A 13,653-nucleotide genomic window follows, 5' to 3' on the forward strand; every position below is an offset into this window, starting at 1 on the left:
AAAAATGAAATTTATAGCATTGACCATATTAAGTGTGCTGGTAGTGGTATTTGTAAATCCATTTACCCCGTTTTGGATCGTCATGATCTGTATAGGAATGATTTCAGCACTTTTAGGAGCAAAGGGATTTTCTTCCTTTTTAGCTGGAGGGTTGGGAATGGGTTTGGCATGGTTAGGTCAAACAGTGTTTATCAGTTACCAAACTGGTAGCCCCCTGCCTGATCAAATGGCTGAGATAATGGGCTTGGGCTCTGGGGTTTTCCTTTCTATGATTACAGGGATACTGGGCTTTTTATTGGGAGGATTTAGTGCATATTCTGGTAGTCTGTTTAGAAGATTATTCAAAAAAAGACCTGACAATCTTTATCGAGGGTAGTAAAATGTTAAATAAATTATAGTTGATTCTTTATTCAAAATCCCAATTTTATTTTTTCAGTTCGCTCTAATGAGTACCTTTGTTACTCACTCTTAAATGGGATTTTTTATGCTTGAATCTTTAATTACTTCTAAAACCAGGTTAAGACTTTTGGTCAAGTTTTTTGTCAATTCAAAAACTCATAGTCATTTACGCGGATTAGCTGATGAATTTGGGGAGTCTACCAATGCAATCAGAAAGGAATTAAATAATCTCACTCAAGCAGGAATCCTAGAAAGACATACGGATAAAAACAAAATAGAATATCAGGCAAACATTCAGCATCCCTTCTTTAAAAATATCCAGGATATCATCCGAAAATATTTGGGCTTGGACAAGTTGCTTGAACAGATTCTCGAACGTATGGGTGAAGTGCATCAGGTGGTTCTTGTCGGAGATATTGCTGAAGGAATTGATTCCGGGAAAATTGATGTGTTGGTTTCAGGAGAAAGTTTAAACAGTGAATACATCAGCCATCTGACCACTCGGGTGGAAGATTTGATAGATAGAAAAGTGGTATTCACCTTGCTTGGAGAGAGGATCACTACCTCCGGTCTGGTGTTATTTGATAAAGAAGCAGGGGTATAAAATTTCTTGAATTTTATGCTTTGCTAGGCACATAATGTGACTGAAAGGGCGAAGCTGTGTCCAGATGTCTCTGATTTTAAAAATTTTATTGCAAATTACTTTATGGTTTATACTCAAAATCAAATCATAGCAAGTCCATTGAGAAACAACTATCATCGAGGTATTATCAAGTCAGTATTTTTCTTTATTCTTTTTCTACTGTTAGCGGTAATTGTTCAGGCGCAAAGTTTGTCTGATATTCAAAATTTAAGAGTAGATGATCTTTCAAATGCACAGTTAGAGCAGTTGATAAAGAGAGCTGAGGCTAGTGGATTGACAGTGAATCAATTAGAAGCATTGGCAAGAGAAAGAGGCATGCCGGCTATAGAAGCTGCAAAACTCAGACAAAGGATTAACGAGCTTCAAATGTCTGTTAGTCCACAAGATCAATTAAATGACATTAGTTCAGGAAGATCCGTAAATGGGATTGCTGGGCCTGATTTATTTGATTCTATAAGAAGGTCCGATCCATATTATGATCTTACTCCATTTCAGAAAAAGATCTTTGGTTATAAGCTTTTTCATAACCGTGAACTGGATTTTAGTCCTAGTCTAAACCTTCCAACTCCCCAATCTTATGTAATTGGATCTGGTGATCAATTGCTTTTGGATGTTTATGGAGCATCCCAACAATCATTTGACCTAAATGTAAATCCAGAAGGAAGGGTTTTTCTGCCCAATGTTGGGCCAGTTCAGGTGGGAGGCTCTACAATTGAAGCTGCCACAGCCAGAATTAAATCAGCACTTGGAAGAATATATTCTGGTCTGAATGGTTCAAATCCGAATACATTCATCCAGCTCAGACTAGGTAACATAAGATCTATTAAAGTTTCTATGGTGGGCGAATTGACCAAACCAGGGACCTACACATTGCCTTCATTTGCTACAGTATTCAATGGTCTGTATGCCGCAGGAGGTCCAAATGAAAATGGCGCTTTCAGAAATATCCAGGTTTACCGGGATAGTCGTTTGGTGGCCACTGTGGATATTTATGAATTCCTCTCTAAAGGTGATCAAAGTTCTAATATCACCCTTCAGGATAATGATGTCATCCTTGTCCCTGCAGTGCAAGCAAGAGTAGAAGTGATTGGACCCGTCAGAAGAGAAGGATTTTTTGAAGTCAAGTCAGATGAGCATTTAAACGATATCTACGTCTATACAGGTGGCTTTGGAAGCTTGGCTTACAGAGACCGAGTAACAGTAAGAAGAATTGAAAATAATCAGCGAAAGGTGATTGATGTGCCAAGTGATCAATTTCAAAGTTTCTCATTAGAAGATGGGGATGAAATTTTGGTAGGAGAGGCATTAGAGAGATTTGTAAACCGAGTGCAAGTAACTGGATCTGTCAATCGTCCTGGTGAATATTCTTTTGAAAATGGCACATTGACTGTTAAAGGGTTGATTGAAAAAGCACAAGGATTGAAGCCTGAAGCTTTTGTGAATAGAGCGACACTTTACAGAACGAGTTCGGATTTAACCTTAGCTGCAGAATCTCTGGACTTGAAAGGGATTTTAGATGGCACGGAAGAGGATTTGAAATTAGAGAATGAGGATTTGTTGTTTATTCCAAGCCGATATGACATTCAGGAAGAATATTATGTAAAGATTTCTGGTGAGATTAATTCACCGGGGACTTATCCTTATGCATCTAACATGACAGTTGGGGATTTGATCCTTAGATCTGGAGGTTTGTTACAATCTGCTACCAACTCTTCCATTGAAATCGCAAGAAGAGTCAGAGATGCCAGTTCCGGAAAAATTGCTGAGATTAAAACCTTGACTATTGATCCAAATTTGGAATTGTCTCCAGAAGAAAAGAATGAACCTCTACAGCCATTTGATCATATATTCATTCGAAGAAGTCCAGGGTTTGAAAGGGAACAAATAATTTCTATTCAAGGAGAAGTGGTTTACCCCGGACAGTTTGCGATAGCGAGTGCCAACGAAAGAATTTCAGATGTCATCAAGAGAGCAGGAGGTTTGACGCAATTTGCTTATCCAAAAGGAGCAACATTGGTAAGACGAACTGTTTATTTCAAAGGTCCAACGGATGAGGAGTTGAAAGAGGCTTCGTTGAGGGAAATAAAAGAAAATCTAAATCCTGAGACAAATAGAAATATCAACGAAGCAGAAGAATTGCTTTATGAAAGAATTGATCAAAAATTAACTCAAAAGGAGCAGGAAAAATTAATCGAGGAAAGAGAGCAGGAGCGCATGAAGCTATTTGAGAGTAGTTACATGAATGATACACTTTTTAGAGATTCTACTTTGAATAAAGCGAGAATAAAGGAGCAGGATCTTGTAGGAATCGATTTGGAAAAAATCATGAAAAATCCCGGCTCGGATGATGATTTGTTCCTTTTGGAAGGGGATGTGATCCAAATTCCAAAACAATTACAAACAGTTAGAATGGTGGGTGAAGTTTTACTTCCTACCACAAGTAGATTTGATAAAAAGAACAGTTTAAAAAATTATATCTCAAAAGCAGGTGGTTTTACTGAAGATGCCAGAAAGTCAAAAACCTATGTAGTTTATGCCAATGGTGACGCAAAGAGAACCCATAATTATCTAGGATTTAATATCTACCCGGAATTAGAACCTGGTGCAGAGATAGTTGTACCCAAAAAACCTCGAAGAAACAGGCTTAGTGCAGCTGGATGGATTGGTTTAGCTTCAAGCTTGGCAACTTTAGGGATCCTTTTGGATCGTTTATTACAATAATATTTAACACCATATTTTATGAAAATTGCAGTAGTTGGTACCGGCTATGTAGGCTTGGTTTCAGGCGCTTGTTTTGCTGATGTAGGAATCGAAGTTACCTGTGTTGACATCGACCAAAAGAAGATTGAAAAATTAAAAAATGGCATTATGCCAATTTACGAACCAGGATTGGAAGAGATCGTTGTTCGTAATTACAAAAGTGGAAGACTTCATTTCTCCACTGATCTAGGTGAAGCGATTCAAGGTGCTTCCGTAGCATTTATTGCAGTAGGTACACCTCCAGGAGAAGATGGTTCTGCTGATTTGAAATATGTGTTAGCAGTAGCAGATGAAATTGGGCAGAAAATGACTGATTACATTGTTGTCGCTACAAAAAGTACAGTGCCAGTCACCACAGGTGAAAAAGTGAGAGGGGCAATTAAATCTGCATTGGATAAAAGAGGTTCCGATTTACCTTTTGCAGTTGCTTCAAATCCAGAATTCTTGAAAGAAGGTGCAGCAGTAGAAGATTTCTTAAAACCAGATAGAATTGTCATCGGCATCGATGATACTAGAGCTGAAGAAATTATGAAACGCCTTTACAAGCCATTCCAATTGAGTGGAGAGCGAATCATTTACATGGACATTCCATCCGCAGAGATGACAAAATATGCTGCAAATGCCATGCTTGCTACTAAAATCTCTTTCATGAATGATATCGCAAACCTATGTGAAAAGGTGGGTGCAGATGCCAATATGGTCAGAAAAGGGATTGGTTCTGATCCTAGAATTGGAAATAAATTTATTTATCCAGGTGTAGGATATGGAGGTTCTTGTTTTCCAAAGGATGTAAAAGCAATCATTAAAACTGCCAAGCAATACGGATATGACCTTCGCGTTCTTCAGGCTGTAGAAGATGTAAATGATGATCAAAAACACGTGCTCGCAAATAAAGTAAAAGCACACTTTGGTGAAGATCTATCAGGAATGACTTTCGCAATGTGGGGATTGAGTTTCAAACCTAATACCGATGATATGCGAGAAGCCCCAGCTGGTGTGATTATAGATGAGTTAAGAGCAGCTGGTGCCACAGTGAAAGCATATGATCCGGTTGCAATGGAAGAAGCTAAAGAGCACTATATCTTCGATAAAGTGACTTATTGCAAAGATGCTTATGATGCTTTGGTCGATGCAGATGCACTACTATTAGTAACTGAATGGTCTGAGTTCAGAATCCCAAGTTGGGATGTGGTAGGTAAACTTTTGAAAAATAAAGTGATTTTCGACGGTAGAAATATATACGATAAGAAATACCTAAGCACTTTAGGTTTTGAAGTATTCAATATCGGATCTAACTAAAAAAGAAAATGCCTCTATGGGATCCATGGAGGCATATTTTTGATTAAGCCAAATTAAATTATCAGGAATTAACATGTTGCAAAAGACTTATATAATAGCTGAGGCAGGCGTAAATCACAACGGAGATATTTTGATAGCTAAGGAATTGATAAGAAAGGCAAAAGAAGCTGGTGCTGACTGTGTGAAATTCCAAACATTTAAAGCGGAACAAATTGTTACAAAGACATCACCTAAAGCTAAATACCAATTAGAAGTTACAGATAAAGAGGAAAGTCAATTTGAGATGTTGAAGAAACTCGAAATGGATTTTTCTGGATACTTAGAATTAGTATCCTATTGTGGGGAATTAGATATTGACTTTATGTCAACTCCCTACAATAAAGAAGATGTAGATTTTTTAGAGGAGCTTGGCGTAAATGCCTATAAAATTGCTTCTGGTCAGTTGACAGAAATTCCTTTCTTGAAATATGTAGCCAGAAAAAATAAACAAATTTTTCTTTCAACTGGTATGGGAACTCTTGCTGATGTATATGATGCAGTGGAGGCTATAAAAGGAGAGGGCAATACAAATCTTACTGTTTTACAATGTACTACCAATTATCCTTCAAGAATTGAAGATGCCAATATTTTGGCTATGAATAGCATGAAGGAAGCATGTGATGTAAAAGTAGGGTATTCCGATCATGTTACTAATAATTATGCATGTTTCGCAGCTGTGGCTTTAGGCGCTTCAGTAATAGAAAAGCATTTGACTATTGATAAGTTAATGGAAGGGCCAGATCACAGTTGTTCTTTGACCCCTGCAGAATTTAAAGATCTTGTCGAAGGTATTCGCAACATAGAGCTTTCTCTTGGATCAAAGGTCAAAAAACCTTCTCCTATTGAAATAGAAAATAGTAAGGGAATGAAAAGAGGCTTGGTTGTTTTACAAGATTTAGAGGAAGGTACGGTTTTAAAAGAGGAGTTTATTGGTTTTAAACGGCCCTTAAATGGAATTCCCATTTCAATGTTAGATCAAATTCTCGGTAAGAAAATTTCCAAAGAAATGAAGTCAGATGAAGTCCTTGATTTTGATTGTATTATTTGGTAATGGAATTTAAGGTCAGAAAAATTGATCTTCATAATATAGATGCACTAAGATCTTTTATTCAAAATCTGGGGGAGTCCTCATTGAATTTTCGATACTTTGAAAGTAGACCTCTTAATATAATTGAAAACCACCTTGTCACAGTTTTAGCCAGTTCAGAATCAGGGGAGGAAATCGGTTATGGTCATTTAGACCAGGAAGCAAATGTAATATGGTTAGGAATAGCAGTAGCTGGTCATTTAAGGGGAAATGGAATCGGCACTTTATTGATGAAGTATCTACTGGATTTTGCAGATAAAACAAAAGTAAAAGAGATCCGACTTGCTGTTGATAAATCGAACGATCAAGCATTTAAAATGTACAAAAGGCATGGGTTTGATGTTTTTGATGATTTGGGTAAGTCCTATCTAATGGTGAGATATGCGTGAAAATTTCTATGTCAGCTCTTTGGCATTTTTAGGTGTCCCTATCAATGAAATAATTCAAATCTGTGAAAGGAATCAATTTAATTTGGAATTCAGTTCTGGGATTCCATATTTAAATAGAATGGAAGAAATTTATATAGAGGCCGATCTTCAGCGGATGCCTCATAATTATTTTCCAGCGCCAGAAATTCCTTTTGTTTTAAACCTAGCCAGTGGAAATGAAAAGATTAGAAATCTTTCAATTGATCATTGCAAAAATGGTTTAAGAATATCTAAAATTTCCAATTCCCCATTTTTTGCAGCTCATGCTGGTTTTTGTATCGACCCAAACCCAGAGGAATTAGGTAGGAAGATAACTTTTTCTGATAATTTTGATAAAAGTTTTCACGAAAGCTTATTTGAAAGCTCTATAAAGGAAATTCTTGAATTTGCGGATTCACTTAACGTTAATTTTCTAATAGAAAACAATGTATTAGCACCGTTTAACTACAGTGGTGTAAATCCTTTGCTATGCTGTGATTCAGAAGGGATTAATAGTTTTTTCGAAAAAATTAACCATTCTAGAATAGGTTTACTTTTAGACACAGCTCATTTAAAAGTCAGTTGCAAAACATTAGATCTTGATAAAGAAATTGAACTTAGCAAGATCAAACATCATATCAGGGCAATACATCATAGTGATAACAATGGAGAGATGGATGACAATCAATCCTTGGATTTGGACTATTGGTTTTTAAAACATATGAATCAATTTAATACACTGGTTCATGTTTTAGAAGTAAAGAACTTGTCAGTAGAAGAAGTAAAGAGACAAATTTCATTATTAGAAGATTTTGGAAATTAATGAGTTGATAATAGGAGAAGATAATTCTCTACGGACCGCACTAAAATCATTGGATAAAGTAGGGACCGGTGTATTGTTCATAGAAAATAGCGCTTCAATATTAGTTGGAGTTATCACAGACGGTGATATCAGAAGAGCTTTAATTCTGGATGTTCCTTTAGAAGAAAAGGTTTCTGCTATCATGAACAGAAATTTCATTTCTTTACCTGTAGGTTCTTCTAATCAGACGATATTAGATACCCTAAATGAAAGAATTAAGTTCATTCCTCTTGTTTCAATTGAAGGTAAGGTTGTTGATTATGCCACGAGAAGTAGATTAAGGAAAATCCCAATTTCTTCTCCTCAATTAGAAGGCAATGAATTAGCATATGTTTCGGATTGTATAAAAACTAATTGGATTTCCTCTCAGGGAAAGTATGTGAAAGAGTTTGAAAATATTTTTTCCACCTATCATCAAGGATATTATTCTGTTGCTGTAAGCAATGGTACCGTTGCTTTACATTTAGCTTTGGCAGCTCTTGGGATTGGAGAGGGAGATGAGGTTATCCTGCCTGATTTAACTTTTGCAGCTTCCATAAATGCTATCATTTACACAGGAGCAACACCTGTTTTAGTTGATGTTGAGGCTGATACTTGGAATCTAAATCCTAATTTGATTCGAAAGGCTATTACTAAAAATACAAAAGCAATCATGCCAGTTCATTTGTATGGGCAGCCTTGCGATATGGATCCATTGATTGCTTTAGCAAAAGAATTTAATCTAAAAATAGTAGAAGATTGTGCAGAGGCATTAGGGTCCAAATTTAAAGGGAATCCTGTTGGAAGTTTTGGTGATGCTGCCACATTCAGTTTTTTTGGAAATAAAACAATTACTACTGGAGAAGGGGGGATGGTTTTGTTTAAAGATCAATCTACTTATGAGAAGGCAATTGTCCTAAGAGATCACGGAATGAACAAGTCTAAACGATATTGGCATGATGTGGTCGGCTATAATTATAGATTGACTAATCTTCAGGCTGCAATAGGTGTGGCACAGTTTGAAAGACTTGAGATTTTTGTGGAGAGAAAAAGATTTGCAGCGACGTCTTATAGTCAGGTTTTATCCAAGAGTAATTTTTTCATCTTGCCTAAAGAAGAAGGATTTAACTTTAATTCCTATTGGTTATATACCTTTTTAATAAAGGAAGATTCACCTTTTGATAGAGACGAATTGATGAGTTATATGACAGATAGATCCATTGAGACTCGTCCTGTATTTTATCCTCTTCATGTAATGCCTCCATATCGCAATTTTGGGAATCCAAAAGATTTAACGTTTTCGAAGTCGATTTCTGACCGAGGAGTTAGTCTTCCTTCTTCGGTTAATCTTACCGAGGGTGAAATAGAGTACATATGTAGAACTATCGAAGAATTTGTTGAAGAGAAAAAATCCATTCAAGTATAATTTTTTGAATTAATAAAATGAAGATTCTTTATTTAATACCTGCTAGGGGTGGTTCTAAAGGTGTCCCTAAAAAAAATATAAAAGATTTAGCAGGAGTTCCTCTTATTGGGCATACAATTAAAGCTGCACTTGAAGTAGCTGATGCAGATGATATTTGCGTTTCTACTGATTCAAATGAAATAGCAGAGGTAGCAAAAAGTTTTGGATTAAGTATACCTTTTTTAAGGCCAGCTGAAATTGCTTCGGATCATGCTACCAATGAGCAAGTTATCCTACATGCTTTGAATTTTTATCGAAATAAAGGTGTCATTTATGATTATGTGGTAGTCCTTCAACCTACTTCTCCTCTAAGAAAAGGATTTCATATTAAAGAAGCTCTGAACTTGATAGATAAGAATTCAGAATTAATTGTGTCCGTTAAAGAAACTGATTCCAATCCATATTATGTCCTATTTGAAGAAAATCAGGAAGGTGTCTTAGATAAGGTGAAAAAAGGTGTTTTCACAAGAAGGCAAGATTGTCCTGTGGTTTATGAATTAAATGGAGCAATCTATGTGATTCACGTAGAAAAATTGGAGGAAAAAGGTTATCAAAATCTAAAAATGACTAAGTATTTAATGGGAAAATTATACTCCATAGATATTGATGATTTAGTTGATTTTTCACTAGCTGAAATACTTTTAAGTAAAAAAATAGATAGTCAAAAACTCTGATTTATGAATATCTATAAGTATCTCCGACATCATTTTAGGGCTTATAAAAAGAAGTCTAGAATAAAATATCATACTAGACAGGCTAAGAAAGTTTTAGGAGCTTTTGGAGAGGGATTGAAAGTGAATTTTAAATGCGTTTTTAATGAAAATGTTTTCTTGGGCAACAATTGTCATTTTAACGGCATTGAAATTCCTAAAGGAGGAATAGTGAAGATCGGAGATAATTTCCATTCAGGAAAGTCCTGTATGATTTTATCAAAAAACCATAACTATGAAGGGTCTAAAATCCCTTATGATAATACCTACATTATTAAAAATATTACAATAGAAGATAATGTATGGTTAGGAAATAATGTCATCGTTCTTGGAGGCGTAACAATAGGAGAAGGTGCGATTATTCAGGCAGGAGCAGTTGTTGTAAAGGATATTCCCGCTTACTCAATTGCAGGTGGGAACCCTGCAAAAGTTTTTAAAAAAAGGGACATAGAACACTATTTAAGGCTTAAGAAAGAAGGAGCGTTTCATTAAAGATTATTTTCTTAAGTAGGATACACTTATTTCCATGTTTAAAAAATTATTTAGCCATACAGTAATCTATGGTTTCGCTCCTCAAATACCTAAATTAGCTCAATTCTTCATCCTTCCAATTATAACCAAGGATTTAACCGAAATAGATTTTGGGGTAGCAGGAATTCTTACTGCTTATACCAGTAGTATTGCAGTATTGGCATTTTTAGGATTGAGAGTAATCCTCGTAAATACTTTTTATAAATCACCTAACCATTTTAAATGGGCTTGGAGACAGATTTACGGTTTTTTGACGTTATGGAATTTTGTTTATGCTTTACTTTTAGGATTTTTAGTCTATTGGATTGTTCCAGAAGAGGCACATGAAAACAGGTGGTTGATAATGCTTATAAATGTTGCGCCACTAATCCTTTTCGGTCCTGTAGGAATTATTGGCACTACCTATTATCAGCTAAAGCAAAAACCTCTTAAAATAGGTTTAAGAACTGCTTTCTTTGGAATATTAACCGTTCTTCTCAACCTTTATTTTATATCATTTCTGAAATTAGGGTATATGGGCTGGTTTTGGTCAAATCTAATTGCTACTGTCCTTTCTAATGCATCCTATTATTACCCTATCAATTTTAAATTTGGATTAAAGCCCATATTCAATTTTAAGTGGAGATTAATAAAAAAATCCCTTAAAGTAAGCTTACCCACTGTTCCTCATTATTACTCAAGTTATTTGCTGAATTCATCAGATAAGATGGTGATGGATGTGTTGGGTGTGGGTGTGGATAAAATAGGGAAGTATAATGCAGCATATACTGTTGGAAATATTTTTCAGCAAATAGGAATAGCTGCTGGTTATGCAATCAGTCCTATGATGATGCAAAAATTCAAAGAGGGAAAGGATGTTGTAGCTAGAAACTTAATATTTGGATTACAATTCGCCTTTTTTGTAATGACTTTTTTGGTTAGCATTTGGCTTAAAGAACTCTTTTCATTCCTTTTGAGAAGTCCTGGCTTGGCGGAAATGTATTCTTTGGGTATTGTGATAGTTATGGGCTACAATTACCGACCCATGTACATGGGTTCCATAAATAAGATGTTCTTTGTTGAAAAGACCAATATTGTTTGGAAAGTAACTTTTGTTGCTGGAATAATGAATGTAATTCTTAATTCGATCTTTATTCCAATCTATGGTTTTGAGGTTGCTGCTTACACAACTTTCATTTCATTATTATTCATGGGTTATATTGGATTTTATATTCCTTCAATTAAATCAGAAAACCCTACCAATTACCATCCTATTAAATGGTTAATTCTTACCTGCTGTTTGACGATTGCAGCATATTTCATCGTTGAATTTTCAATACAGCAAAAGCTTTTAATTACTGCTTTCTTAATCTTTGTAACAATACTTTCTGGTATTCAATTCAAAAAGAAATTTGATTCATGAAATTTCAGGAAAGAAGAGAAGTAATTGAATTTTTAAATGATTTTGAGAAAGGAAACCCCACTGAAGACTGGGTTTTTGAAGGTTTTAAAGTTTGGCCCATTCTCAAAACCTCTTTGTTTTTGAGACTTTTTTGGGGAATAAAAGAAAGTAATAATTCGAAACGCCTTGGTTTAACTTATTCAATTAAAAAAGCTGTAAAGAGATTGATTTTGAGCTTTGAAATTAAGAACGTAAAGCTGAAACCCTCTGATTATCTTTTTTTTAGTGGAGTAAATTTCAGAGAAAAATTTAAAGGTGAATCATTCAATAAATTTTATGATCCCATAGCAGATATTTTAGTTAAAAGCTCAGAAGAATTTGTATTTTTTGAATATGGAAATGAGATAAAAGAAAAAACTTATCAGGATAGAGGGATTAATATTCAAAAAATCTATAACTATTTTGAAAGTAAAATCAAGGAAAAGCCTATTGATTTTTCTAAATGGAAAGGAGTAGAAGGGTTTATTTCCTTTTTTGAAAATAAGTTATCAAATCCTAGTTTTTCTGTTCGAGCAGAAATGTTTGAAACTTTGATAAAGGTACTAATCTGGAAAGCTAGTTTTGAATGGATTTTAACTAGAACTAAACCTCGAAAGATATTCCTTTTGTCCTATTACAATATCCCTTGTTTCGGATTATTGATCGCTGCTAGAAACAAAGGGATTGAATGTGTTGATATTCAGCATGGTACGCAAGGTTCATTTCATTCAGCTTACTCAGGATTTAAAAGTGATTATTCAATACTTCCTTCTATTTTTTGGTTATGGGATAAAAAAACAGAAAGTCATTTATTAGAAAATCTAAAATTCAAAAATGTAAAAACCCTGATTGGAGGAAATCCATGGCATTATTTTTTAGAAAATGAAAAAATTGAATTGAAGCTAAAAAGGCCTACCATTTTATTTACTCTTCAGCCATTATCTCCAATCCTGGACGAATACATTTTGGATTCGATTATCAAAACAAAAGATAAATATGATTGGTTGCTTCGATTACATCCAAGGATTGATTCAGAATCAAAAGAACAATTAGTTTCTTTGCTTGGATCTTTGAATATATTCGATTCAACTCTTTGGAATGTCGCAAATGAGACACCCTTACCTTTTTTACTTAAAGAAGTAGATCTTCATATATCTAAATTTTCTGGCTGCATTTCAGAAGCTGCTGACTTGGGCACTTTTAGTATTATACTCGAAGAAATAGGAGAAACTACTTATAGCCATCTAATTGAGGAAGGAATTGCAGTAGGGGATATTGATTTCAATGTTGACAATTTGCTTTCAGCAATTCAATTAAATATTGGAAAGAAAAAATTAACAGAAACTGTTGATTTAGAAATAGTCATAGATCAAATATGTTGATTTTTGTTTTACATAGATGAAGAAGAGTTAATGGTAATAGCAGGAGCAGGTGGTCATGCCTTGGAAGTATTTGATGAGTTGATTTACTTAAATCCAATTCAGTCAGAAAATAGAATTTTTTGCTTTGATGAGAATACTTCCATATCAAGCTTCAAAAGCAACATTGAGATTTTGCATTCAGAACAAGCCTTAAAGAATTATTTCCCAAGCTCTTTCAAATTTTGCTTAGGAGTAGGAAATCCACTGATAAGAAAAAAAATGATTGATTTTTTGGAGAAAATTGGAGGGCTTTATTTACCACTTAAGTCTAGAAGTGCCATAATCAGTGAATCAGTATTTGGTGATTTTGATGCCTTGAGTCAGACATTTATAGGGCCAGAGGTGAAAATTGGACTTGGTTCATTAATTAATGTTGGCGCTAATGTCCATCATGAGTGCAAACTTGGAGATTTTGTTGAAATCGGACCAGGCTCACTTATTTTAGGAAATGCTGAAGTTGGAGATTTTACACAAATAGGTGCTGGTACTGTAATTCTTCCGGGGATAAAAGTTGGTAAAAATTGTAAAATTGGAGCTGGCTCCGTAGTCACAAGAAATATTGGAGATGGAATGAAAGCTTATGGAGTTCCCTGCAAAATTAAATAGGTGATTTTTATAGGTAGTATGGTGA

At 34.9% G+C, this 13,653-nt stretch carries 13 protein-coding genes; all 13 read left to right on the top strand.

Going from position 1 to position 13,653, the window contains the following annotated elements; all coding sequences use genetic code 11:
• The first annotated feature begins 4 nt into the window (after positions 1-4).
• The 13 genes from FHS59_RS16595 (at position 5) to FHS59_RS16655 (ending at position 13,628) form a co-directional block, all read left to right on the top strand.
• Positions 5-376, top strand: coding sequence for a hypothetical protein (locus tag FHS59_RS16595; protein WP_184496492.1), 372 nt, complete (start codon positions 5-7; stop codon positions 374-376).
• Positions 377-484: 108 nt separating this feature from the next.
• Positions 485-1,003 carry a DeoR family transcriptional regulator gene (locus FHS59_RS16600; protein WP_184496493.1) on the top strand — a complete coding sequence of 173 codons (519 nt, stop codon included), beginning with the start codon at positions 485-487 and terminating at the stop codon, positions 1,001-1,003.
• 102 nt (positions 1,004-1,105) lie between these two features.
• Positions 1,106-3,763 carry an SLBB domain-containing protein gene (locus tag FHS59_RS16605; RefSeq protein WP_184496494.1) on the top strand — a complete coding sequence of 886 codons (2,658 nt, stop codon included), beginning with the start codon at positions 1,106-1,108 and terminating at the stop codon, positions 3,761-3,763.
• Positions 3,764-3,781: 18 nt separating this feature from the next.
• Complete coding sequence (locus tag FHS59_RS16610; RefSeq protein ID WP_184496495.1) at positions 3,782-5,101, top strand: UDP-glucose dehydrogenase family protein; 1,320 nt, start codon at positions 3,782-3,784, stop codon at positions 5,099-5,101.
• 73 nt (positions 5,102-5,174) lie between these two features.
• Positions 5,175-6,191 carry an N-acetylneuraminate synthase gene (gene neuB, locus FHS59_RS16615; protein WP_184496496.1) on the top strand — a complete coding sequence of 339 codons (1,017 nt, stop codon included), beginning with the start codon at positions 5,175-5,177 and terminating at the stop codon, positions 6,189-6,191.
• Complete coding sequence (locus tag FHS59_RS16620) at positions 6,191-6,616, top strand: GNAT family N-acetyltransferase (protein ID WP_184496497.1); 426 nt, start codon at positions 6,191-6,193, stop codon at positions 6,614-6,616. Before neuB ends, FHS59_RS16620 begins: the two co-directional genes overlap by 1 nt.
• The gene (locus FHS59_RS16625; RefSeq protein WP_184496498.1) at positions 6,609-7,457 is read left to right on the top strand and encodes a sugar phosphate isomerase/epimerase family protein; all 849 of its coding nucleotides are present in this window, start codon (positions 6,609-6,611) and stop codon (positions 7,455-7,457) included. The genes FHS59_RS16620 and FHS59_RS16625 overlap by 8 nt, the downstream gene beginning before the upstream one ends.
• 49 nt (positions 7,458-7,506) lie before the next feature.
• Positions 7,507-8,901 carry an aminotransferase class I/II-fold pyridoxal phosphate-dependent enzyme gene (locus FHS59_RS16630; RefSeq protein WP_221444526.1) on the top strand — a complete coding sequence of 465 codons (1,395 nt, stop codon included), beginning with the start codon at positions 7,507-7,509 and terminating at the stop codon, positions 8,899-8,901.
• Between the two features lie 17 nt (positions 8,902-8,918).
• The gene (locus tag FHS59_RS16635; protein WP_184496499.1) at positions 8,919-9,614 is read left to right on the top strand and encodes an acylneuraminate cytidylyltransferase family protein; all 696 of its coding nucleotides are present in this window, start codon (positions 8,919-8,921) and stop codon (positions 9,612-9,614) included.
• Between the two features lie 3 nt (positions 9,615-9,617).
• A complete protein-coding gene (locus FHS59_RS16640) occupies positions 9,618-10,142 on the top strand; it encodes an acyltransferase (protein WP_184496500.1) in 525 nt (174 codons plus the stop codon).
• Positions 10,143-10,176: 34 nt separating this feature from the next.
• Positions 10,177-11,583, top strand: coding sequence for an MATE family efflux transporter (locus tag FHS59_RS16645; protein WP_184496501.1), 1,407 nt, complete (start codon positions 10,177-10,179; stop codon positions 11,581-11,583).
• Positions 11,580-12,983 (top strand): hypothetical protein, encoded by a 1,404-nt coding sequence (locus FHS59_RS16650; RefSeq protein WP_184496502.1) that lies wholly within the window; start codon positions 11,580-11,582, stop codon positions 12,981-12,983. Before FHS59_RS16645 ends, FHS59_RS16650 begins: the two co-directional genes overlap by 4 nt.
• A gap of 30 nt (positions 12,984-13,013) precedes the next feature.
• Positions 13,014-13,628, top strand: coding sequence for an acetyltransferase (locus tag FHS59_RS16655; RefSeq protein ID WP_262890880.1), 615 nt, complete (start codon positions 13,014-13,016; stop codon positions 13,626-13,628).
• Positions 13,629-13,653: the final 25 nt, after the last annotated feature.

This window comes from Algoriphagus iocasae, from assembly GCF_014206875.1.
Lineage (GTDB): Bacteria > Bacteroidota > Bacteroidia > Cytophagales > Cyclobacteriaceae > Algoriphagus > Algoriphagus iocasae.